Consider the following 23,003-nt stretch of genomic DNA (forward strand, 5'->3'; position numbering starts at 1 on the left):
CTTCAGCGAAAGCCCCAGGCGCGCAACGGGTCAGCGGGCGAGGAAGCCAACCCGGTCGTACACCTGAGCAAGTGTGTTGCCTGCGATCTCGCGCGCTCGCTCGGCACCCACGGCCAGAATCCGGTCCAGCTCTGCCTGATCGGACAGGTAGTCCTGCACCTTCTTCTGCACCGGCGTGACGAACTCGACCAACGCGTCGGCCACCTCGGCCTTGAGATCACCGTAACCCTTACCGGCGAAATTCACCTCGAGGTCAGCGACCGGGGTCTCGGTCAGCGAACTCAAGATCACCAACAGATTGCTCACCCCGGCCTTGTGCTCGGGGTCGTAGCGGATCTCCCGCTCGGTGTCGGTGACCGCCGAGCGCACCTTCTTCGCGGTGATCTTCGGGTCGTCGAGCAGGTTGATCAGGCCCGAGTCGCTGGCCGCGGACTTGCTCATCTTCGCGGTGGGATCCTGCAGGTCGAAGATCTTGGCGGTGCCCTTGACGATGTGCGGTTCGGGCACGACGAAGGTCTTCTTGTAGCGAGTGTTGAAGCGCTGGGCCAGGTTTCGGGTCAGCTCGAGGTGCTGGCGCTGGTCCTCGCCGACCGGGACCTGGTGCGGGCGGTAGAGCAGGATGTCGGCGGCCATCAGCACCGGGTAGGTGAACAGGCCGACGGTGGCGTTGTCGGCGCCCTGCTTGAGCGACTTGTCCTTGAACTGGGTCATCCGACCGGCCTCGCCGAAACCGGTGATGCAGCTCAGCACCCACGAAAGTTCGGCGTGCTCGGGGACCTGGCTCTGCACGAACAGCGTGGACTTGGCGGGGTCGATGCCGAGCGCGAGCAGCTGGGCGGCGGCAGCCTTGGTGCGCGCGCGCAGCGCCTTGGGATCCTGGTTGACGGTGATCGCGTGCATGTCGGGGATGAAGTACAGCGCGTCGTACTCGTCCTGCATCGTCACCCAGTACTGCAGCGCACCCAGGTAGTTGCCGAGGTGGAAGGAGTCGCTGGTGGGCTGGATGCCCGACAGCACCCGCTGCTTGCGTTCGGCCGTCGCGGCCGGGGCAGGACTGGACATACCCCGAATCTTTCCATGCCGGTGTCAGGCGCCGTGTCGCTGGATCCAGTTGCGCGGGTCGACGCCGGGCATACTCGCCCGACCCGCCCGGACCATGTGTTGTTCGCGGCGGGCCAGCAGCTGATAGGACGGGGTGCTGGGTCCGGCGAGGGCGCCCGCCAGGACCCGAGGGGCCAGCGGCGGGGCGAGGTGGGCGGTGCGGATGCTGCGACACAGCGCGCGGTGGGCCAGTTCGTCGGCCAGGCCCCATTCGATGCCGTACAGGTGCCGGATCCGGGGCGGCAGACTGCCCTGGACCAGCAGGTACAGCGCCGAACCGACCTGTTCGGCGGGTGCGGGCAGGCGATACGCCTTGCGGTGGCCTGCCAGGTAGGAGCCGACCAGGGCCGCTTCCTCGGTCAGGAACAACTCGTCCGAGTGCAGGTAGGTGTCGAAGCCGCGCCGGAAACTCGGGTAGTCGGCGGGGGCGGCCGAGCGTGGCATGCCGAACAGTTCGGCCCAGCGCACGTAGTCCTGGTAGAGGTCCTCGCGTTCGGTGGAGGTGAGGTCGCGCACGAGCCGGTCGTACATCGCCTCGGCCGAATCGAGGGTGAAGGCCATGGTCATGTACATCAGGTGCGGGTCGAGGGCGGCGTAGCTGGTGCCGGCCGGGTGGTGGGCGCCCGCGTCTTCGGGCAGGGCGCCCACCACCGTGGCGTGCTTGCGGCGGGTGAAGGCCAGGGCCCGGTCGGCCTCGGTTTTGGTGCCGAGGAACACCGCCTCGAACAACGCCCCGGTGACGGCCAGGCGCGTATACGGGGTCGTGCGATGCGCGGTGTGCTCACTGGTCCCGACGAACAGCAGCGGATGCACCGCCCCGATCACCAACGCCCGCACCCCGTACGTGAGCCCGACCGCCCGTTTGCTCATCACCCGCCGAATCATCGAATCATCGGCGAAATACCCGGGTTCCCGCTGCCGTACGGCCATCGCGCGCCTCCTCGTCGAGTGCGTGTAGGCCCGAGAATCCTCCGAATTCACCCTGTTGGCAAGGGGTGCGCGTTTCGCCCTACGGGGTCGGCGTCGGGAGGCAGACGTCGGTTTGAATGCCGTCGCACGGCTGCGACGACCCGCTGGCGAGCTGGGTGAACAGGTGGTACAGCTGACCGGTCAGGAGGTCCCCGGAACCGGTGGACGGTTCGGCAACCTGCTGAACACCGTGGGCGGGCACCTCGGCGACTGCCACCCCGGCACCGGCCGTCATGATCGCGGCGACGACACCGACACCGGCAAACACTCGTTTCATCGTGTACTCCATCTCAGCACAGCCCCGCAGGGGCTGTACACGGCGCCGACGAACCGTTGCCCAGCCACACGAGAGCCTCCATCAGGCCGTACCACAGCGCCGATCCGCTGTCGGCGATCGGCTGGGGCGCGGCGGGTTGGGCGGTTGCCAGGCCCGTGGTGGAGGTCAGGAGGGCGGCGGTGATCGCCGCGCCGACCAGTACTCGTTTCATCGTGTCTCCTCGTCGGTGCGGGTGGGAGTGATGCGCACCGGTGAGAACGATAGGGAGGCAGACTGTTTCGGGGTAGCCGTCAGTTTCGTTGGCAGCGGAACTACGGAGACGGCCGGTCGACCAACTCGACGGCGCCGAACGCCTCCGGCTCGCCTTGCAGGACCACCCGGAAGACCACGTCGCGGCGGGCCCAGTAGGCGGCGGCGTCGCGCATGGCGCTGTCGAACCAGGCGCGTTCGGTGGGCTGGTCGGCGAGCAGGTCGGCGGCGGTGCGGACCGCGACGACGTAGCCGGCCGTGTCACCGATGAAGTCGTCCAGGTCGCGCAGGCATTCGTCGAAGGCGTCCTTGTTGGCGCCGAAGTAGTACGGGAACTGGAAGGCGGCGGCGAACTCGTCGAACAGTTCGGCAACGGTGCGCATCTTCGCGCCGCGCAGTTCGCGCACCCGGTAGTCGGCGGGCGCGTCGTAGCGCACGCCGCTGAACTGGTTGGCGTCGACCGGCAGCGCGCCGATCACCGGACGCGGCGCGGGGCCGGTGCGAGCGAGGAACTGCGACAGCGTGGTCATCAGCGCATCCTGGTGAAGGTGTCGTAGTGGTCGCCGGTGTACCAGGCGCTGCCGTCGCTGCCGGTGACGATGCGCTCGGCGTCGCGACCCCGGTTGCGCTGCTTGGGATTCACATCCCACTCCTGGTATTTCACCGGGTTGCCCGCCGAGTCCTTGGCGGGCAGTTTGGTGCCCCGATTCATGAACTGCTCGCCGCCCTTGGTGCCCGGCGCGTTCGCCGAATCCGGCCAGCGACCGGCGTCGATCTCGACGAGCGTGGTGTAGGCGCGATCGGGCACACCGGCGACCTTGCTGACCGATGACGAATTGCCCTGCGGAGCAGCGGGTTTCGGAGCCGTGGAGTTACCGGGCTTCGGTGCGACGGTCGTGCTGTCGACCACCGCCCGCGTGGACGTCGGCGCGGTGGTGTGGTCGCCGCCGCCCCCGCCGAACAGCGAGAGCCCGAGTGCCGCGAGCACCAGAACGAGTCCACCGAGCAGGCCGAGAGTCTTGCGTGAGAGTGTCATCGGAACTGAACAGTAACGGGCGCGTGGTCGGACCACCGCTGGTCGTAGGCGGCGGCCCGCTCGACCACGGCCTGCTTGGCGCGACCGGCCAACTCACCGAGGGCAAGGTGGTAATCGATGCGCCACCGGATCGACTCGGGTTTACAACTAGAATCGACCCTGAGCAGGGAAGGACCCGAGATGGACCCCGTACAACGCGCGTTGCTGGTAGCGCGGTTGTCTGTCATGACAGACGAATCTACGTCACCGGGCAGACAGCTAGAGCACGGCCGGAACACCGTGCAGGCCCGTGGCTGGACAGTGGCCGGTGAGGCCACCGACCTTGACGTATCCGCCACCAAGTACTCACCCTTCGATCGGCCCGAACTCGGCAACTGGCTCAAGAACCGGTGCCATGAGTTCGACGTGATCGTCGTATGGCGGCTGGACCGGTTGGTCCGGTCATCCAAGGATCTCGCCGACCTAATCCAGTGGTGCGAGGACAACGGTAAGAGCCTCGTGTCTGCTACCGAGGGCTTCGACCTCGGTACGCCATTCGGTAAGGCGATGGTGGCAATCATCGCGGCACTCGCCGAACTCGAAGCGGGTACGTTGTCAACCCGCGTCAAGGATTCGCATACCGCACTCAGGAAAATGGACCGGTGGCCCGGCGGTCAACCGCCCTACGGATACCGGATCATTGATCATCCCCGCGCCGGTAAGACGCTAGAGATTGATCCGGTGACCTCCGAAGCGGTCCGCCTCATGGGGGAAATGACAATCGCTGACAAATCCCAATGGGAGATAGCTACCCGACTCACCACCGACGGTTTTCCTACACCCGCACGGTTCCACCTCAAAGAGGGCAGTAACCGAAAGACCGAGGTTTCCGACACCTGGAATCAGTCGAGTGTCGGAAAGATTCTCAAATCCCCGGCTACTCAGGGTTTCAAACTCATTGGCCGTTCGGTAAAGGAACGGCACCTTGCCCGTGGAGCGGACGGTATGCCGATCCGGTACACACCCACCGGGATATTCACCGATGAGGAATGGACCCGGATTCAGCAACACCTAGCCAAGCGATCTCGCACACGCGAGCGCTCAAACGGTGCCGCGCCCCTGCTCGGAATCGTCTATTGCGACCAGTGCGAAGACCGGTTGTATCGAGTCGTGAACTCACACGCGAACGGCAAAAAATACTCGTACTACCGGTGCGTTCCCAAGACTGGCAAACCGCGATGCACCGGTGCGACGTTCCTGGAATCTTGGGTCCAAGAACTCTTGGACGAAACCGTGTTCGAAGAACTGGCATCGCTCCCGGTGACGGAAACCAGGTTCATCCCCGGCGAAGATCACACCGACGAATTGCAGGCGGTAGAGCGGGCAATGGTCGGAGTCCGAGACGAAAAGGACATCGGCCTGTACGACTACGTAGGCGGCCAGGAGGAATACCTAGAGCGTATGACCGCTCTTGTCGAGAAGCGAAAGCAACTCGAAGCGTTGCCGCACCGTGAAGCGGAGTACGTGAAGGAACCAACCGGCGAAACCTACGCCGAAGCGTACGGACGGATGGATTCAGAGGAACGCCGAGCCCTGCTACTAAAAGCGGGAATCAAGCTGTATATCCGTTCCATGAAACCGATCGCACAGTTTCGGATTTACGCACCGACCGATCAGATTCACGATGCCCTGGACCTCCCCGAGTCTGATCGGACTCGGATTCTCACAGACCTCGACAACCGTTTCGGAGGAAACCGCTAATGATCCTTATAGCCAACTCCCCCGGTTCCATGATCGCAGAATCCGACGCCGATTCGGTTCGTGTGTACCGGTCCCCGGTTGTGCAGGACACCGACCCGCTGTTCCAACCGGTACGGGATCGGGTTCGGGACCTCGGTCTGGTACTCGCCATCTCCGAGGAGTTCGAAGACTCGGAGTGGATGTTCGGAAAAGTGATTGTGGAGGTCTACGCGCTCCCCGGTGAGCGCGGTTCGATCCTGTCGGCTGAACCTCGGTCCGAGGTGTTCGACCCGTGCGGTTTCTGTCAGCACTTCCACGACGTGGATACACCCCACCAAGTGACCGAACCGGATACGTGCTCGGAGTGCTTCGGACTCCACCGAACCTAGACCGTCCCCATACAGAAAAACCCCCTGAGTGGCCCTCTAAGGCCGTTCGGGGGGTTTCTGGTATCCGAGGGTGGTTCGTACTCCGACACGCTCGGAGTACCTTTCCCGCGCGCATAGAGCGAGTGAACGTACGCGCGTAGTAAGAACCCCTTTAGGGGTTCTACGGTGAGAACCCTTACGGGTTCTCTACCGGGGGCCCTGGAGGGCCCCTAGGTAGTTACCGCGATCCCTTGGGGGATCGCTGAATCTCGGGGCGGCCTGGAGGCCGCCTACGTAGAGAACGGCTATAGGGCTCTGTGAGCCATCGGAACCACCGAACCTAGACAACTCCCCACCGCGACGGCGTTAGGCCGTCTACGTGTCCAGGAGGGCCCAATACGCGCCCCTCGGTGTAGAGTTCTTGGCTTATACCCGATGGATAACCCGGAGTCAAGACTCAATCCGTCTGAGCGAGTACCCATTCTCGATAGCCGTCGTGGGATTCAACGATCGGGACCGCGATCACCTGCGGGGTGTCGTACGGGTGGTCAGCGTCGGCCCTGGCGATGATCGCGGGCACCGAGGAGGCTCGGGTATGAATCAACACCAGCGACTCGGCGTCGTCCTGCACCGCCCCATCCCATGCGTAGATGGACCGCACCGCCGGAACGATGTTCCCGCAAGCGGCTAGCCGGTCTGAGACCAGACCTCGGGTGAACGTAGCGAGCCATTCGGCGGACTCGGCGGTAATGGTCACGGTTACAAGCTGTTCGGCCATGCGGCCAAGTTTCCCTGAGTCGACCGGAGTAGGTCGACCAAGGGCTCGGAAAGTTCGGGGCGGCGGGTGATGGCACCCCACCCACGGATCACCAGACCAGCGGCCGACTGACCCACCCAGGAACCGGCCATCGCCAACCCTTGTGGGTGCAGTGCGAAGTACAGCGATCCTTTGGACCTCACCGCGCCCTCGGTAGCGACGTACCACCCGATCAACGACTCATTATCGAAGAGTCTCAGTTCGCCGGTCCAGGCGTAGGAACCATCCTCCACGGGACGGGCCCTAGCCCCGTCCAACCCGAGGAACAATCCGTCCTGAGTGATGCTCAGGCCGTGGGTATCGACCCGTTCGCCGGTGTCGCCCCACGTCTGCCAGGACGCCGTCCAATCGCCCGCGAGATCCAGTGTGCGAGTGGATCTCCCGGCTAGTTCGTAGACCGAAATCCCAAGTGCGTCAGCGAGTTTGGTTCCGGTGACGATGTCGGGTACCGACTCGCCGGACTCGTAGCGACTGATCATTTTCTGGTCTACACCGACTAGCCGCCCTAGAGCGGCCTGCGATAAACCGAGCTGGGTCCGGCGTCGCCGGATTACATCCGAGGTGCCCACAAGGGCCTCCTACCACATAGGGGGTATATCCCACCCAGTTTAGACGAATACGACTGCGGTAGACGACATGGACTCAGCCGGATCAGAATCATGGACAACGCCCTCGGCGGGTGAAATCAGAGTCCCCGCCGAGGGCGGAATCCACCACCGGAGGAGGGGATCGTGAGCGCGATTCGTCAACAGTTGGAACCACTGGTCGACCGGGCCGCGTTGCGGTCCTTGACAATCAAGCCATGCCCGGAGGGCTGGCAACTCGCGAACCCGTGGCGAGTGGTCTGCACCGGCACCCTCGACAACATAGACGCTTGGCCCACCGCCGCCGAGGGCTACAAGTGATCGCGCTGTGGGCAGTAGTGATAGGGCTACCGCTGACCGTATTCGCTGCGGCGGTATGGTGGCCCGCCGATTAGGTAGGATTTCCAGCGTCAACCATTCAAACAGTCTGGCTTGCCGCTCGAATACCCCAGAACGAACCCCGCCCATAAAGCGGGGTTTTCTCTGTTTATGAATCGGATCACAATAACCGTACTTTTCGACGGATTCGCATGTACTACAGGATGTGGACACTCGGACGGCGGCCTACAGGCCGCATTAGAGCCCTCTGAACGCCCTGCTGAGCGATGTTTTCCCGATTGGCGGGAGGTTGGTACCCGGATCGACATATCACGCGAGATTCCAGTAGTCTATGTGAACTACGTCACACATCTGGGCTATGCGAGTATTTTCCGGGGGGGGTACGTGCCTATATATGTATGTAAGGGGAAAGAGGGAACCATACGGAGGGTGATTGGGGTGAGCCTCGGTTCACCTCGGCCCTGTTAAGACCGGGCCTTGAAGCCCGGTCGTTGACGGTTCGCTTCGCTCACTGAGACCGGCCCCGAAGGCCGGTCATCAGGTCGGCCTACGCCGACTATCGCGGCATTCTCAATGCCGCTCTACATAGACACACCCATTGGAGAAGACCATGGCGTGGTCTTCTTCGAGACGGTCTGACGACCTCCCAAGGAATTGGGAGGCTCTGCGAAGCCAGGTGCTTCGCCGAGACGATTGGATCTGTCAGATCCAAGGTCGAAGCTGCCAAGGGGCAGCCAACGAGGTGGATCACATCCACCGGGGTAATGACCACTCCATTGGAAATCTCAGGTAGTCTATGTGAACTACGTCACATTATAGGGTTCACTGGAAATCGTCCCGTATATACACGGTGAACGGGTCGAGCTGGAAAGCTCCCCGCTCCCGATTCTTCCGATGGCCCTGTCAGTCACCATCGGATAATGCTGGTTCTCAGGGGGCCAGCATTCCACCACTCGCAACTCCCGAGTGGTCCCGAGACCTGGAGTCCGGGATAGCCCCTTGTTGGTTTAGAAACAGCCACGACAAGGGTTCAAGCTTCCGCCGCAATCGTGCGGCGATCTTTTATTTCCACAAACACACAAGAGTCCCACGGAAAGGGGAACGATGACCGCCACAGAGTGCCCCCGAGGACACCCAACACCAACCGCCGCATACCGAGACGCGAATTACCTGTGTAAGGAGTGCAGGCGAGAACGTGACCGGGACCGAGCCGCTACCGATCGGCTCATTCTCAGGGCGGCTAAGGATGCCGTAGAAATATTCGCAGCAGCCGGTTATGACTTTGAGGGTCGGAACCTAGCCGACGTAGCCCGTGAACTAGTCGAGAAGCACCCGCCGCCGTTCTCTGATCGACACTAGGTCGATTCGCGGTAATCGTCTGAACAACCCGTAAAAACCCGCCAGCGGCCCTTACAGGCCGCTTTTTTAGTGCCTGGAGCATGAATGAATATTGATTCTCTCACCGAACCCAACTACGAACCGCGAGTGTGGACGGTACCGACCAAGACAACCAACATCGTGGACGATGACACGATTGTTCTTGCGTGGTTCCCGGATCGGGATTACGCCGCCGATCGGATCGGCTACTAATGAGCTGGTATCAGGGAAACCATTACCGCGCTCGGACCACCGAGGACCGAGAAGCGGCCTACGCCGCATTCACCGAATCGAATCATAGTTACCAGGAGGAGATCCTGGCAGCGGGTAACCGCCCGTGGTTCTCCTCGGACGATGAACGTAAGGCGCTGTTCATGCGCCGATACACCCGACCGAAACCGCCTGTCGGCATCCCGGATAAGACACTCGCCGGAATCCAGGGACCATGAACGAATTCACACCACTAAGCGAACTCCCCCGGTATTGGCAGGACCGTATAGCGAAGATGCGACGGAACACTGCCAAGTACCGAACCAAACTACGCGATGCGGAATCCCGAATCGCCGAACTAGAGGAATCCCTGAATGACTGACCAGAACACGGGCAACGGAAACGTTGCCACGCCGGGGGCTGCCGCACCCCGAACCGAGGTTGTCCAGACGGGCAGCAAGGAGGCCCGTTACCGTGTCGAGCGTAATAATGCTCGGGCCGAGGTCGAAGCGCTTACAGCCCGTATCGAGGGTTACCAGCGCGCCGAAGTGGAGCGTATCGCCGCTAAGAACCTTGCCGCTCCCGGTGACGTATTTACCATCGGTGACAAGACTCTAGCCGATTTCCTCACCGCCGAGGGCGGTGTCGATACCGCCGCCGTTGAATCAGTGGCCCAAGCGATTATCGGGGAGCGTCCCGGACTCGGTACCCGCCAGCGAGCTACCGATTTCACTCAGGGTTCCGGTAATCCCGGTACCCCGGTGAAGGCTTCCCCGTCGTGGGGCGAGTTCCTCGCTCTCTGAGTTTCGGATGAGAGAACATAGCCTCTTGATTCCTTCCGGATACCTCCAGCGGTCTGCGGCCGCTTGTATCCAACGCTGCGGTTGATCCGCATTCACCAGACCGATTGATCGGTCCTGGTTCTTCCATTCTCCGAGCCCCCGAGCCGCTCAAGGCTTATCGGGGGCTTTCTCATGTCCCGGAAAGGACAAACACAATGGCAATGATCCATTCCACAACCGCCGATGCCTTTACCCCTACCGATATCGGCGATCTTGTCGACCTTGCGGTTAAGGCTAAGGCTGTTGCGGCTCGTACCGGCACCGTGTTTTCCACCGATAAGGTCAAGGTGGTTTTCCCTAAGTGGGTTTCCGATCCTGCGGTCGGTTGGTACAACGAACTCGATACCATCGCTACCACCGACGGAACCACCGGTGAGGTTCCGTGCATCCCGACTAAGACTGCGGGTATCACCCGGATTTCCAACGAACTCGCGGAGGATTCCACCCCCGCCGCTGCTGATCTGATCGGCGCGGGTCTGGCTAACAAGATCGCGCTTGCGATCGACGCCGCTTACCTCGGTAACACCACGGCCAAGGGCCCGGACGGTCTGCTGTCGATTGATTACTCGACAATCGACACGGGTGCGGCCCTTGCCAATCTTGACCCGTTCGTAGCGGCTCGGTACGCCGCTATCGCTGCGGGTTCTGAGCTGACATCGTGGATCGTTTCCCCGGCCACCGCCGAAGCGATTTCTAAGCTCAAGGTCGCCACCGGATCGAATCAGTCGCTCCTCCAGTTCGTAGAGGATGGAATCGTGGTCGCGGGTCTCCCGGTGATTGTGTCGAATCAGATCGACGCCGCTACTAAGTTCTGGGGTATCCCGGAGGAGCACACGATGCTGGTTATGAGGAAGGGCACCGAGGTTCGCCGGTTCGATGCTGTGCATAACGACGGTATCGACGTTCGTGCGGTTGCCCGTCTGGGTCTGGCGTTCCTGAACGAATCGGGAATCGTGCGCGGCTACGACGCTTCGTAATCCCACTGGATAAATAACCTCGGGGGCGGCTGCAATGGCCGCCCCTTGGGTTATCCGGGAATACCCGTCGGGCCCGGTTGATTCGGGCCCGATAAGGATCGAAGCCGGCGACCAAACTACCCCCTAATCGCCACGCTGAGCGAGTTTCAGCGTGTGCCCCTACACTTACCTACCCCCCGAGGAACCGTGTCCCAGAAGACAACTACCGCCCTCCCGGCGATCCCACCGTGCGGCGGAACCAACCGTCACGGTGGACAGTGGCCTACCCACGTATTCAAGCGGCGTAACCGTAGGCGGGTGATTCCGAGTGTCGAGTCGTCGTAAATGCGCTCGTGAGGGCTGCACCAAACGCCGCACGCCCGGCCGCGAGTATTGCTCGATGATGTGCCGGTCTGTCGTCGATGCATTCGAACGTACCGAGCGGGTGTGCCGTGCGATCACCGGCACCGAGTCCGATGAACTGTGGGTTTCGCTGGTAGCCCTCAATGACGCGGTATCCGAATACCGGGAGCGATTTACAGCCGCATGGATTCATGCGAAGGAACTAGGGATCACTGCCGCCGAGTGGCACGCGATCCAAGATGGGGCACTGGAGGCTACCGAATGACCACACCCTATGTAAGTCGGTCCATTGGTCGGACCGGTGAAACAATCTATCGAGTCGGCCTACCGACCTCCACCAAGAAGATCACACTTACGACCGAGGAGCTTATAGCCCTCGGTGACACAATAAATCGAGTCTTAGGGACTACTAATGACAACACCTACAAGTAAGCGTTATCCGATCGAACACCACGGCCGTCTAGGTGCCGGTGGTGACCGAGGGAACCTGTACACCTCACTGCCTTATACACTCGCCCGCGATGGCGAGTTATCGGCTATGGCCCGATCGGTAGCGCTATACGTGTGGTCGCATTCCGAGGGATTCCAGACCTCGGCGGAGGAAGTGGCTACCGCCCTCGGTACAACCCGCAAGACAGTGGGTGCCGCACTGGCGAACCTGCAAGCGTGCGGATGGTTGGTGCGCCAGCGATACGCCCGACCGGGTAAGCGGGCGGCGTGGGAACGCTGGCATATTCAACTGTCGAATACTCGATTTACCCCCGAGGAAATCGAGCGGCTATCCCGTACGGCGATCCTGGAAGATGACGCACCCTGTGTAAAAACTACCCAGGGTCTAGGGGACCATGAGTCAAAATTACCCACCCCCATGGGTAATAATTACCCACCCCCCTGTGTAAAAACTACCCACCAAAGTAGTGAACCCCTAGTAGTGAATTCACCAGAAGTGAATTCAACTAGCAGTGGAGGTAGTGATAAATACCCCGAGGGAACAGAGTTCCCCGAGGGGATAGCGGATCACTCCGGTGATCCCTCCCCCGCCGAGGTACTAGGGACCTCGGCGGGTGATGGACAACCCACTGCCGAGAATCCTGTGAGGGATTCTCGCCCCGAGGTTCACGAGGGGGAACCATGTTCCGCCGAAGATACCGGGGGCCCACTAGGCACCCCCGGTACCGAGGTGGATACTCCACCGGCTACTTACCCCACCGGAGATACAGATGCACCCGAGGTATTAGAGACCTCGGGGGGTGCGGTATCCGAGTGGTGGGGGTCCCTACTACCTCCCGACCTCGGTATCGGTACCGAGTCGTATATCGAGAGTGTGAGGCGTAAGCCTGAGCATGAATGGAATCCGTCTGAGTTATCGGTGCCCGCTCGTGTTGTTGCCGATGATGCTTATGACCCGTTCGTTGGGATATGGGATTGAATCCGTTTGTTTGATTCGGTGCCGTATTCCTCGGTGCTTATTCGCACGGTGAGCGAATAACCGAGTGGAGTGCAGGGGAATGGACTATTCGGCGGTAGTCATCTGTCTCTGTGGCGTACAGCCACCGGTACGGCTGTTCGCCGAGGTGTCAGCCACCCACGGGGGTTACCCCCGCCTCCGTGCTCGGGATCGCCCCGTAATACGGATGCCCTATCTTGCGAGGGATTCAGAACCTCAATTTTTCAATTCGCATAATTCCAGGTCAGTGGATCAACTATTTCCGTTTCCCCTGGTCGTCACCAACCCCGAAGGAGGGTTTATGCCTGGTTTGAGGCCCCCGAGGGGCCTAGAAACCGAGGGAAAGTCTCTGTGGAGGTCGATTACTTCCACCTACGACCTCACCGAGGAGCCGCACAAACGGCGAATCCTGTTCGATGCTTGCAAGGTGGCCGATGTCGTCGCCCGACTCGACTCAGCGGCGGAATCAGCGCCGCTCACCGTCCGAGGTTCTATGGGTCAGGAGGTAATCAACCCGTTGATTGCTCAGGCTCAATCCGCCCGGTCGCTTATTTCCCAGCTACTCGCACGGCTCAATTTCGCCGGTATGGAAGACGAATAGATGAATCCCGAAGCGTCGACCACCCGAAAGGCGGTCTAGCGATGCCGATGCCTAAGACTCGCCGGATCAACTCTAAGCGTCGTAGTACCGATTCCAGAGCCCTAGCTGCCCGCCTCCCGAACGAATACCGCTCAGTCGAGGGTTTATCCCTCCGAGGTTGGTTCGATGCCGTAGAAGCCTGGGCCACCTCCGAGGGTGCACCTCGGACCAAGACCCTAGAAATTGTTGAACTGTCCGAGGTTGATCCCCGGACCATAATTACCGATTGGCTTAACCGATGAATGAACATGGATTCACGAGTCCCCGGACACCTCGGGGCGTCCTGTGACATACGCCGAACCCACCGATGTACAGACCCTACTCGGTAGGGAACTAACCCCAGCGGAAACCGAACTGGTAACCGTCCGCCTGGCCGATGCCGAACGAATGATCGTTCGTCGGATTCCTGATCTCGCCGATCGGATCACCTCGGGGGCGATCCTGGAAGATGACGTGATCCAAGTGGAGGCCGACGCCGTTACTCGGGTGGTTCGTAATCCCGAGGGGATCATGTCGGAGACAGACGGTAATTACACCTATATGAGGTCTGCGGCTAGTTCCACCGGTCGACTAGAGATCACCCGCGACGAATGGCAGACCCTCGGGGTGCGGTTTGGTATGTCGGTGGTAGTCCCGAATCTACCGAGGGCGGTCTAGCTATGTCGCTACTCAATCGAGGAAACCAACTGATCACCGTGTTCCCAGAGGAGACGCGAATCGACGCCGATGGAAATACGATTACCCGACCCTCATCGGTCGGGGTAGTCGTCCGTGGGGTGATTCAGCCGAACTCAATGATGATTTCCAACGACACCGGTAAGGAAACCGACGTAATCGGTTTCCAGACAGAAGCGGCGTACCGTATGCGGTTGGTCGGTGGGGCCCCAATACTGGGGGCCCAAGCACAAGTGGAGTGGAACGGGGACCGGTACGTGGTTCACGGTGAGCCGAAGGTCTACACCGGTTCGGCTCGGACCTCCCACGTTGACTACTCAATCAAGCGGTACTGACCCCTACCAGCGCCGATCCGACCTCGGTTACAGGGTATCCCGGTAGTTCGCTGAACGTGACCGTGACCGGTGCATGATCCGACCAGCGCTGGTCGTAGGTCGCTGCCCGCTCTACCCGCGCGTCTGTGGCGAACTGTGCGATATGCTCAGTTGTGTAAACCGCGTCGATGCGCCAGCCCGAGTCGTTGTCGAACGCGCGGCCGCGATAGGACCACCAGCTGTACGGGCCCGCGACATCGGGGTGCAGGGCGCGCACCACGTCGACGTAGCCCGCGGCGAGCAGTTCGGCGATCCAGGCGCGTTCCTCGGGCAGGAAGCCCGCCGACTTCTGATTGCCCTTCCAGTTCTTCAGGTCGACCTCGGCGGGGGCGATGTTCCAGTCGCCACTGACCACGAAATCGCCGGTGCGCGCCTTCAGATAGGCGCCGAACTCGGCCATGAAGCGGTACTTCTCGTCCTGCTTCGGGGTGTTCTCCTCGCCCGAGTGCACGTACACACTCGCTACCGTGACCTCGTCGAAGTCGGCCTCGATATAGCGGCCCGACGCCGCGAACTCGGTGCTGCCGAACCCGACGCGCACCGCTTTCGGCGCCCGTCGCGACAGGATCCCCACCCCGGCGCGCCCCTTGGACTCCGGCTCGGCGTGCGAGAGCACCCACCCGGCGTCGAGCGCGGGAGCCAACGCGGCCGCGGTCTGCGCGTCGGTCGCCCTGGTCTCCTGGAGGCAGACGATGTCGGCCTCGGTCGCCGCCAACCAGGCCAGCATGCCCTTGGTGGCGGCGGCGCGAACGCCATTGACATTCACGGTGGAAAGGATCGTAGACACGCTACGACCGTACAATGCAGGAAGGAATGCTCCCCCGGACACCGTCGTCCAGGAAGGGGTGAATGACCATGGCGTCACGCACCACCAAGCCCACCGCCCGTCCCGCGCCCGTCGCGGCACTGCATCTCGGGTCCGGCGACCCGGTGCTGCTCCTGCACGGGTTCCTGCTCTCGCCACACTGCTGGGAACAGGTGGCGCACCGCATGTCGGCCCATTGCGAGGTGTACGCGCCCGCGTTCGCCGGGCACTGGGGCGGGCCGAAGGTGGAGGGTTGGACGCTCGACGTCTACGCCCTCGCCGATCAGATCGAAGACCAACTCGACGCGCTCGGCTGGCGCACCTGCCACATCGCGGGCAATTCGCTCGGCGGCTGGGTCGGGCTGGAACTGGCCCGGCGGGGTCGGGCGCGCACGCTCACCACGATCGCGGCCGCCGGTGGGTGGGCGTCGCCGTCGCTGAGTCAGGTGCGGGTCGGCATCAAATTCGCCTCGATGATCCCGTTCATCGAGATCGGCAAGCGACTCGGCGGGGTAGCGGTCAACAACCCGCTCGTGCAGCAGATCGCCGGTTTCCTGATCGCCAAGAACCTCGGCGCCGTCTCCCGGCACGACCTGGCGACCATGCTCACCGCCGCCGTGCACTGCGAGGCCATGATCCCGCTGCTGCTGGGCAGCCTGCGCGCCCCCGGCATGGACGACCTCGGCGAACTCGCCACCCCCGTGCGCATGCTGCTCGCCGAATACGACCGCATCATCCCCAACCGCGTCTACGCCACCCGCTACCTGCGCGAACTCCCCGAATCCGCCGACCGCATCCTGGTCCACAACGTCGGCCACGTCCCCATGCTCGAGGCCCCCGACCGCATCGCCACCCTCATCGCCGAACACATCTACGCCAGCCGAGGCCACCTGCGCGCGGTCTGACACGACCGGACGGCCTGTTTCCAGGCCGTCCGGACCGGGTCAGGACTTGTTGTAGGTGCGGAAGTCGCCGCGCCAGATCAGGTCGTCGGAGGTGATGACGGCCGGGTTCAGCTTGTCGACGGGGACCTTGTAGGCGATCTTGATGGTCTGCTTGGAGCCGGGGGGCAGCTTGCCTTCCAGGCCGTACTTGTAGTCCTTGTTGAACGCCATCGCCCGATCAGCGGCGGTGCCGTCCTCGCCGTAGACCACGCTGGGGGCGGACCAGTGTTCCAGGGCGACCGACGAGGTGTTGTTGAGCTGGAAGGTGAACACCGACACGGCGCCCTCACGCTCGACCTCGTCGGATTCGACCTTCAGGATCGACAATTCGACGCCCGACTTCAGCTTGCCGACATCACCGGGCTTCAGCACGCCGTCGGCGCTCGGCGTGGCCGGCGCCTGCGCGGTCGACGTCGCGACCGGGGTGGAGGTCGCGGGCTTGCTACTGGGCAGGTCTTCCTGGCACGCGGTGAGCAGCAGGCCCATCGCGACAACGGTGGCCGACAACGCAATACGGTGTTTCACAGATTTCCCCTCCTCGAGAATGACGCGCGGGGAACGGAATCCGAGAAACCTGCCCCCGAGCACAGCGAGAAGATCATATACACCGATCAGCGCACGGCGAGCAGGCGTGCGGTGTTGGCGGCTTCGTCGTTCGCGGCGTCGTTGGCGGCCAGTTCGGCGTGGACACGGTCGTAGTAGCGGTTGATCTCGGCGTCGGCGGTCTCGGTGTCCCACCCGAGCAGCGGGCCGACCAGGTGCGCGATCTCGGGGGCGGCGGTCAGGCCGCGGTCGGGGACCTCGATGGAGATGCGGGTGCGGCGGGTGAGGATGTCGTCGAGGTGCAGGGCGCCCTCGTGGGTGACGGCGTAGACGATCTCGGCGGCGATGTAGTCCGACGCGCCCGGAATCGGGTGGCGCAGTGCGGGATCGGCGGCGATGAGGGCGAAGATGTCGGTGCTGCGTGAGCCGTAGCGGCCGAGCAGGTGCTCGACGACGTCGACGGGCAGGCGGTGTTCCACGGCCAGCGCCGAGACCTCGGCGAGCATGTCGAAGTAGCCCTGCGCACCGATGATCGGCACCTGCGCGGTCGAGGACGCGGGGATGTATCCGCCCAGGCGCGCGGCGGCGGCGTCGACCACATCGGCGGCCATCACCCGGTAGGTGGTGTATTTGCCGCCCGCGATCACGAACAGGCCCGGCGCGGGTTCGGCGACGGCGTGCTCGCGCGAAAGCTTGGCGGTCTCCTTGGTGGCCCCGGTCATCAGCGGGCGCAGTCCGGCATAGGTGCCGACGATATCGGCCCTGGTCAGCGGCGTGCGCAGCAGCGCGTTCACGTGGTCGAGGATGTACTGCACGTCGGCGGCCGAGGCGGTGGGGTGGTCCTTGTCCAGTGCCCATTCGGTGTCGGTGGTGCCGATGATCCAGTGCTCGGCCCATGGGATCACGAACAGCACCGACTTCTCGGTGCGCATGATCATGCCGGTGTTCATGTTCAGGCGGTCGCGCGGCACGAGAATGTGCACGCCCTTCGACATCTGCACGTGGAAGGGGAAGTCGACGCCGGTCATCTTGATCATGTCGTCGGTCCACACCCCGGTCGCGCTGATCACCGTGCGGGCCCGAATCGTGTGTGTCCGACCGGTTTCCAGGTCTTGCATGCGCGCGCCGACGACCTTCTCGCCGTCACGTTCCAGCCCGATCACCTTCGTGCGGGTGAGCACGGTGGCGCCGCGTTCGGCGGCGGTCCTGGCGATCATCATGGTGTGGCGGGCGTCGTCGACCTGGGCGTCGTAGTAGCGGATGGCGCCGGTGAGCGCGTCGTCGCGCAACGCGGGCGCGAGTTCCAGTGCGCCGCTTCGGGTCAGATGCTTGTGCATGGGCACGGTGCGCGCGCCGCCGAGGGTGTCGTAGAGGGCGATGCCGGCGCCGATGTAGGCACGTTCCCACACTCGGTGCTGCAACGGGAACAGGAACGGGACCGGGTGCACCAGGTGCGGGGCCAGCGAATTCAACAGCAGCCCACGCTCTTTGAGCGCCTCACGCACCAGCGAGAAGTCCAACTGCTCGAGGTAGCGCAGACCGCCATGGATGAGTTTCGAGGATCGACTCGAGGTACCGGCCGCGAAATCCCTTGCCTCGACCAGGGTTACGGACAGGCCGCGGCAGGCGGCGTCGAGCGCGGCGCCCGCTCCGGTCACGCCCCCGCCGATGACCAGGACATCGACTTCGGTGCTGTCGAGCGCGTCGACAGCGTTGGCACGGTAGGTGGGGTCCAGTTGCACAGACACGGTGATCTCCTTCTCGAAAGTGTGTGGGGTGACTCAGATTTCGGCCCAGTCGAGGGTTCGCTCGACGGCCTTGAGCCAGCGGCCGTAGCCGTGTTCGCGTTGCTCCGGCGACCAGGTGGGGTACCAGCGGACATCCTCGGACCAGTTGGCGAGCAGTTCGTCGGTGCTGCCCCAGAAGCCGACCGCCAGCCCGGCGGCGTAGGCGGCGCCCAGCGCGGTGGTCTCGGCCACGACCGGGCGTGAGACCGGCACGCCGAGCAGGTCGGCCTGGATCTGCATGGCGAGTTGGTTCACGGTGACGCCGCCGTCCACCCGCAGCGTCGCCAGTCGCACGCCGGCGTCGCGCTGCATGGCCTCGACCACGTCGCGGGTCTGGTAGGCGATGGATTCCAGTGTGGCCCTGGCCAAGTGGGCGTTGTTGCTGTAGCGCGACAGGCCGACGACCGCGCCGCGCGCGTCGGGTCGCCAGTACGGGGCGAACAGCCCGGAGAAGGCCGGCACGAAGTACACGCCGCCGGAGTCCTCGACCTGCCCCGCGAGATCCTCGATCTGGCCCGCGCCGGTGATGATGCCCATCTGGTCGCGCAGCCACTGCACCGCCGACCCGGTGACCGCGATCGAGCCCTCCAGCGCGTAGACGGGCTTGTCGTCGCCGAACCGGTAGGCGACGGTGGTGATCAGGCCGTGGGTCGAGCGCACGATGTCGGTGCCGGTGTTGAGCATCAGGAAATTGCCTGTGCCATAGGTGTTCTTGGCTTCGCCGGGCTGGAAACACACCTGCCCGACCCCGGCCGCCTGCTGGTCACCGAGCACACCCGCGATCGGCACCGAGCCCTCGAGCGGACCGGCGGGGTCGGTGGTGCCGAACAGGCCGGGGTTCGACGAGGGCGCGATGGTGGGCAGCATGGCGCGCGGGATGCCGAAGATCGCGAGGAGTTCGTCGTCCCAGTCCAGGGTCTCGAGATCCATCAGCATGGTGCGCGAGGCGTTGGTGGGGTCGGTGACGTGCACGCCGCCGGTCAGGTTCCAGATCAGCCAGGTGTCGAGGGTGCCGAAGATCGCGTCGCCGCGTTCGGCGTCGGCGCGCACGCCCGCGACATTGTCGAGGATCCACTTCAGCTTGCCGCCGGAGAAGTACGGGGCGGGCGGCAGGCCGGTCTTCTCGCGGATGCGCGCGCTGTGTCCGGCGGCGTCGAGGTCGGCGATGATCCGGTCGGTGCGGGTGTCCTGCCAGACGATGGCGTTGCCGTAGGGGCGGCCGGTGTGGCGGTTCCACACGACGGTGGTCTCGCGCTGGTTGGTGACGCCGATGGCGGCCAGGTCGTCGGCGGTCAGATCCGCAAGGGACAGGGCGGTTTTGACGACGGTGCGGGTGCGTTCCCAGATCTCGTCCGGATTGTGTTCCACCCAGCCCGGCCGCGGCATGATCTGCGAATGCTCGAGCTGGTGACGGGCGACTACCGCGCCGTCGTGGTCGAAAACCATGAATCGCGTCGAGGTGGTGCCCTGGTCGATCGCGCCCACGTACCGGTTCATCTTCGTCCTTCCCGGACCTCACCGTTGAGTCCGTCCCGCGCCCACCCGGGGCCCGCCACCCACGCTAGGAACCGCGCCCACCGGCCGCCATGCCTGCCGTTCGACAATGCTGAACGGTGGTAGGTTCGGGGTCGTGCCTGGCCCGATCCAGTCGATCGAACGCGCCGCCGCGGTGCTGCGGCTGCTCGCGCGCGGGTCGGGGCCGCTGGGCGTCGGCGAGATCGCGACCGCGCTCGACCTGGCCAAACCCACCGCCCACGGGATCCTGCGGACGTTGCTCGGGGTCGGGTTCGTCGATCAGGACGCGCTGACCGGCAAGTACCTGCTCGGGCCCGCCATCGGCGAGCTGGGGACCGACCGGCTCGACGTGAACGAGTTGCGTTCGCGGGCGATTCACCGGGCCGACGCGCTCGCTTCGCGGTCCGGGGAATCGGTGCGGATCGCGGTGGCGCGGGAGGACGGAATCACCGTGATCCACCACGTTTTTCGGCCCGACAACAGTGTGCAGGCGCTGGCCGTGGGCGAGGTACTTCCCGCGCACGCGACCGCCCTCGGGAAGGTGTTGCTCGCCTACGACGCCGCTGCGGAAGTCGTCGCGCTGCAAGGGTTTACCCGGCGCACCATCACCGATCGTGGCGAGCTCGACCGGGCTGTCGCCGAGGTTCGGCGGCGGGGATGGGCCGAGGAGGTCGAGGAGCATCGCTCGGGTGAGGCGGGGATCGCGGCGCCGATTCGGGCCAGGGGTGGGCTGGTCGTCGCGGCCATCGGGATCACCGGGCCGGTAGATCGACTGTGTGACAATCGCTTACAGGTGCGGTCGGCCGCTGTCGAGCAGGTGCGCGCGGCCGCTGCGGCCGTGCATCGCGATCTGACGGCAGCGCGATGAAGTCGGCGGTCGATCCCTTCGACAACCTCGTGGCGTTGCCCCGCATCGTGCTGATCACTGACGCCCCGCACACGATTCGCGGCGCCTCCCCTAGCGCGACTTCACGCCAGAATCACAGCCACACAGTGACTTTCACCGCCACCATCGCGACGAGAATCGCCGACGGGAGCAGATGCCGATGACTCAACGTTTCGTGCTCGCGATCGACCAGGGCACCACGTCGACCCGCTGCATCGTCTTCGATCAGCACGCCCGGCTGGCAGGGATGGCGCAGCGGGCCCATCGCCAGCATTACCCCAGGTCGGGGTGGGTGGAGCAGGATGCGGTCGAGATCTGGCGGACGGTCGAGCGGATCGTGCCCGCCGCGCTGCGCGATGCCGGGATCACCGTCGAGCAGGTGGCCGCGATCGGCATCGCCAATCAGCGTGAGACGACCGTGGTGTGGGATCGCGAGACCGGGGTGCCGGTGCGGTTGGCGATCGTCTGGCAGGACGTGCGCACCGAAGAGCTCGTCGATCGGATGAAGAAACTGCCTGGTGCGCAACGCATCACCGAGTTGAGCGGGCTCCCGCTGGCCACCTACTTCGCCGCGCCACGGCTGCGCTGGCTGCTCGACGACGTCGACGGACTGCGGGCCAGGGCCGAACGCGGCGAGGTCCTGTTCGGCACCATGGAATCCTGGCTCATCTGGAACCTGACCGGCGAGCACGTCACCGATGTGACCAACGCGGGCCGCACCCTGCTGATGAACCTGGCTACGCGGCAGTGGGACGAAGAACTGTTGCAGTTCTTCGACATTCCCCGCGCCATGCTCCCCCGCATCGAACCCTCGACCGGCGACTTCGGCACCGCGCGCGCGGTCGTGCCCGGCGTGCGGATCGGCGCCGCGCTCGGCGACCAGCACGCGGCCCTGTTCGGCCAAACCTGCTTCGCCCCAGGCGAAACCGAGTGCACCTACGGCACCGGCGGCTTCCTCATGATGAACACCGGCACCGAACTGATCCGCTCCGAACACGGGTTGCTCACCACCATCGGCTACCAGATCGGCCCCGAACCGGTCTACGCGCTGGAAGGCCCGATCGCGGTCACCGGTTCCCTGGTGCAGTGGCTGCGCGACATCGTCGGCCTGATCGCCACCGCCCCCGAAATCGAAACTCTCGCAAGCACAGTCGACGACAACGGCGGCTGCTACCTCGTCCCCGCCTTCTCCGGCCTCTACGCCCCCCACTGGCGCAGCGACGCCCGCGGCCTCCTCATCGGCCTGACCTCCTACGTCACCAAGGGCCACCTGGCCCGCGCCGTCCTGGAAGCCACCGCCTGGCAGACCCGAGACGTGGTCGAAGCGATGAACGCCGACGCGGGCCTGCAAGCCCAATCCCTGCGCGTAGCAGGCGGAATGGCATCGAACAACCTGCTCATGCAGATCATCGCCGACGTCCTCGACACCCCCGTCCTACGCCCCCTGGTCACCGAAACCGTCTCCCTCGGCGCCGCCTACGCCGCCGGCCTGGCCGTCGGCTACTGGCCCGACCTCCAAGGTCTGCGCCGCAATTGGAAAGTCGCCGCCCAGTGGAACCCCTCCCCCGACCGCCTCCTCCGCGAAGAAGAATACGAACGCTGGCAACGCGCCGTCCAACTCAGCGTCGGCTGGGCCCGACCGGCCACGAGTCGACACCGCAACCCGTCGACCACCACTGACCAGCAACCCGCTACGCCGCCGACGTAGCTCGCACCGAGATCGCCGACGACCTCACCCCTATCGTGCCGCTCACGGGCTGAACTGGTCATCGCTCCTCGTTTACGCGGAGCAGTGTCGCAGGAAGACCGTCAGGGTGGGTAATCACGTCCTCGAGTTCAGGAGAACATTCTCACCCGTTCGGGTGTCCCGATTGTGTGTCGCCGACGAGGTCAGCCACGATCGCTCCTCGGCTCGATCGTGGCGGTGAGTTCCATGCCGGTCTCCCGCATCATGGCGAACAGCCGGTCGGTGTAGATCGACGGTTTACCCGATTCGATTTCCCAGATGTAGCGCTGGGTCGTGCCGAGTCGCTCGGCGAGCTCGCGCTGACTGAGCCCACTCAGCATGCGTGCCTGTTGGAGGATTCGGCCGAGAGATTCCGCACCGGTCACTTTTCCCGTGTACGCCACCGCACCCTCCTTGACTACGATTTAGTAGTCAAGATACATGACTACCTTTT

At 63.8% G+C, this 23,003-nt stretch carries 23 protein-coding genes and 1 pseudogene; 10 read left to right on the plus strand and 14 right to left on the minus strand.

Features of this window, described 5'->3' with window-relative positions; genetic code table 11:
* Positions 1-30: 30 nt before the first annotated feature.
* The 7 genes and pseudogenes from trpS to ACFP3H_RS00765 form a co-directional block, all read right to left on the minus strand.
* A complete protein-coding gene (trpS, locus tag ACFP3H_RS00735; RefSeq protein ID WP_378598089.1) occupies positions 31-1,062 on the minus strand; it encodes a tryptophan--tRNA ligase in 1,032 nt (343 codons plus the stop codon).
* A gap of 24 nt (positions 1,063-1,086) precedes the next feature.
* Positions 1,087-2,031 carry an oxygenase MpaB family protein gene (locus ACFP3H_RS00740; protein WP_378598091.1) on the minus strand — a complete coding sequence of 315 codons (945 nt, stop codon included), beginning with the start codon at positions 2,029-2,031 and terminating at the stop codon, positions 1,087-1,089.
* 79 nt (positions 2,032-2,110) lie between these two features.
* Positions 2,111-2,347 carry a hypothetical protein gene (locus ACFP3H_RS00745; RefSeq protein WP_378598093.1) on the minus strand — a complete coding sequence of 79 codons (237 nt, stop codon included), beginning with the start codon at positions 2,345-2,347 and terminating at the stop codon, positions 2,111-2,113.
* Between the two features lie 13 nt (positions 2,348-2,360).
* Positions 2,361-2,558, minus strand: a complete 198-nt coding sequence (locus ACFP3H_RS00750) for a hypothetical protein (RefSeq protein WP_378598095.1) — start codon at positions 2,556-2,558, stop codon at positions 2,361-2,363.
* Between the two features lie 100 nt (positions 2,559-2,658).
* Positions 2,659-3,126, minus strand: a complete 468-nt coding sequence (locus ACFP3H_RS00755; RefSeq protein ID WP_378598097.1) for a barstar family protein — start codon at positions 3,124-3,126, stop codon at positions 2,659-2,661.
* Positions 3,126-3,632, minus strand: coding sequence for a guanyl-specific ribonuclease (locus ACFP3H_RS00760; protein WP_378598099.1), 507 nt, complete (start codon positions 3,630-3,632; stop codon positions 3,126-3,128). Before ACFP3H_RS00760 ends, ACFP3H_RS00755 begins: the two co-directional genes overlap by 1 nt.
* Positions 3,629-3,757: pseudogene (locus tag ACFP3H_RS00765) on the minus strand (exodeoxyribonuclease III); the annotation flags it as partial. The pseudogene ACFP3H_RS00765 and the gene ACFP3H_RS00760, both read right to left, overlap by 4 nt.
* A 55-nt stretch (positions 3,758-3,812) precedes the next feature.
* On the opposite strand from ACFP3H_RS00765, the gene ACFP3H_RS00770 reads away from it, so the two are divergent.
* The gene (locus ACFP3H_RS00770; protein ID WP_378598102.1) at positions 3,813-5,372 is read left to right on the plus strand and encodes a recombinase family protein; all 1,560 of its coding nucleotides are present in this window, start codon (positions 3,813-3,815) and stop codon (positions 5,370-5,372) included.
* A gap of 29 nt (positions 5,373-5,401) precedes the next feature.
* Positions 5,402-5,740 carry a hypothetical protein gene (locus ACFP3H_RS00775; RefSeq protein ID WP_378598104.1) on the plus strand — a complete coding sequence of 113 codons (339 nt, stop codon included), beginning with the start codon at positions 5,402-5,404 and terminating at the stop codon, positions 5,738-5,740.
* A 436-nt stretch (positions 5,741-6,176) separates the two neighbouring features.
* Here the strand turns inward: ACFP3H_RS00775 and cutA are convergent, their stop codons facing one another.
* A complete protein-coding gene (gene cutA / locus ACFP3H_RS00780) occupies positions 6,177-6,497 on the minus strand; it encodes a divalent-cation tolerance protein CutA (RefSeq protein ID WP_378598106.1) in 321 nt (106 codons plus the stop codon).
* On the minus strand, positions 6,479-7,105 hold the full coding sequence (locus ACFP3H_RS00785; RefSeq protein ID WP_378598108.1) for a helix-turn-helix transcriptional regulator: 627 nt from the start codon (positions 7,103-7,105) through the stop codon (positions 6,479-6,481). The genes cutA and ACFP3H_RS00785 overlap by 19 nt, the downstream gene beginning before the upstream one ends.
* Before the next feature lie 162 nt (positions 7,106-7,267).
* Between ACFP3H_RS00785 and ACFP3H_RS00790 the strand changes: the two genes are divergently transcribed.
* The 5 genes from ACFP3H_RS00790 (at position 7,268) to ACFP3H_RS00810 (ending at position 13,951) form a co-directional block, all read left to right on the plus strand.
* The gene (locus ACFP3H_RS00790) at positions 7,268-7,441 is read left to right on the plus strand and encodes a hypothetical protein (protein WP_378598110.1); all 174 of its coding nucleotides are present in this window, start codon (positions 7,268-7,270) and stop codon (positions 7,439-7,441) included.
* A gap of 1,979 nt (positions 7,442-9,420) precedes the next feature.
* A complete protein-coding gene (locus ACFP3H_RS00795) occupies positions 9,421-9,849 on the plus strand; it encodes a hypothetical protein (protein WP_378598112.1) in 429 nt (142 codons plus the stop codon).
* Positions 9,850-10,043: 194 nt separating this feature from the next.
* Positions 10,044-10,865, plus strand: coding sequence for a phage major capsid protein (locus tag ACFP3H_RS00800; RefSeq protein WP_378598114.1), 822 nt, complete (start codon positions 10,044-10,046; stop codon positions 10,863-10,865).
* 307 nt (positions 10,866-11,172) lie between these two features.
* Positions 11,173-11,472 (plus strand): hypothetical protein, encoded by a 300-nt coding sequence (locus ACFP3H_RS00805; RefSeq protein WP_378598116.1) that lies wholly within the window; start codon positions 11,173-11,175, stop codon positions 11,470-11,472.
* Between the two features lie 2,107 nt (positions 11,473-13,579).
* On the plus strand, positions 13,580-13,951 hold the full coding sequence (locus tag ACFP3H_RS00810) for a Gp19/Gp15/Gp42 family protein (RefSeq protein ID WP_378598118.1): 372 nt from the start codon (positions 13,580-13,582) through the stop codon (positions 13,949-13,951).
* A gap of 339 nt (positions 13,952-14,290) precedes the next feature.
* On the opposite strand, the gene ACFP3H_RS00815 is transcribed toward ACFP3H_RS00810, so the two are convergent.
* Positions 14,291-15,130 (minus strand): exodeoxyribonuclease III, encoded by an 840-nt coding sequence (locus ACFP3H_RS00815; RefSeq protein ID WP_378598120.1) that lies wholly within the window; start codon positions 15,128-15,130, stop codon positions 14,291-14,293.
* 68 nt (positions 15,131-15,198) lie between these two features.
* On the opposite strand from ACFP3H_RS00815, the gene ACFP3H_RS00820 reads away from it, so the two are divergent.
* Positions 15,199-16,053 carry an alpha/beta fold hydrolase gene (locus ACFP3H_RS00820; RefSeq protein WP_378599577.1) on the plus strand — a complete coding sequence of 285 codons (855 nt, stop codon included), beginning with the start codon at positions 15,199-15,201 and terminating at the stop codon, positions 16,051-16,053.
* 39 nt (positions 16,054-16,092) lie between these two features.
* Here the strand turns inward: ACFP3H_RS00820 and ACFP3H_RS00825 are convergent, their stop codons facing one another.
* From ACFP3H_RS00825 to glpK (ACFP3H_RS00835), 3 genes are all read right to left on the minus strand, one after another.
* Positions 16,093-16,617, minus strand: coding sequence for a hypothetical protein (locus ACFP3H_RS00825; protein WP_378598122.1), 525 nt, complete (start codon positions 16,615-16,617; stop codon positions 16,093-16,095).
* 86 nt (positions 16,618-16,703) lie between these two features.
* On the minus strand, positions 16,704-18,383 hold the full coding sequence (glpD, locus tag ACFP3H_RS00830) for a glycerol-3-phosphate dehydrogenase (RefSeq protein WP_378598124.1): 1,680 nt from the start codon (positions 18,381-18,383) through the stop codon (positions 16,704-16,706).
* Between the two features lie 33 nt (positions 18,384-18,416).
* Positions 18,417-19,919 carry a glycerol kinase GlpK gene (gene glpK / locus ACFP3H_RS00835; protein ID WP_378598126.1) on the minus strand — a complete coding sequence of 501 codons (1,503 nt, stop codon included), beginning with the start codon at positions 19,917-19,919 and terminating at the stop codon, positions 18,417-18,419.
* 133 nt (positions 19,920-20,052) lie between these two features.
* Here glpK (ACFP3H_RS00835) and ACFP3H_RS00840 point away from each other — a divergent pair, with 133 nt between their 5' ends.
* Together ACFP3H_RS00840 and glpK (ACFP3H_RS00845) are read left to right on the plus strand one after the other, a co-directional pair.
* A complete protein-coding gene (locus ACFP3H_RS00840) occupies positions 20,053-20,805 on the plus strand; it encodes an IclR family transcriptional regulator (RefSeq protein WP_378598129.1) in 753 nt (250 codons plus the stop codon).
* Positions 20,806-20,983: 178 nt separating this feature from the next.
* Complete coding sequence (gene glpK / locus ACFP3H_RS00845; RefSeq protein WP_378598131.1) at positions 20,984-22,531, plus strand: glycerol kinase GlpK; 1,548 nt, start codon at positions 20,984-20,986, stop codon at positions 22,529-22,531.
* 182 nt (positions 22,532-22,713) lie between these two features.
* Here the strand turns inward: glpK (ACFP3H_RS00845) and ACFP3H_RS00850 are convergent, their stop codons facing one another.
* Positions 22,714-22,953 carry a helix-turn-helix domain-containing protein gene (locus ACFP3H_RS00850; protein ID WP_378598133.1) on the minus strand — a complete coding sequence of 80 codons (240 nt, stop codon included), beginning with the start codon at positions 22,951-22,953 and terminating at the stop codon, positions 22,714-22,716.
* Positions 22,954-23,003 lie beyond the last annotated feature (50 nt).

It is taken from the genome of Nocardia lasii, from assembly GCF_042658545.1.
Lineage (GTDB): Bacteria > Actinomycetota > Actinomycetes > Mycobacteriales > Mycobacteriaceae > Nocardia > Nocardia lasii.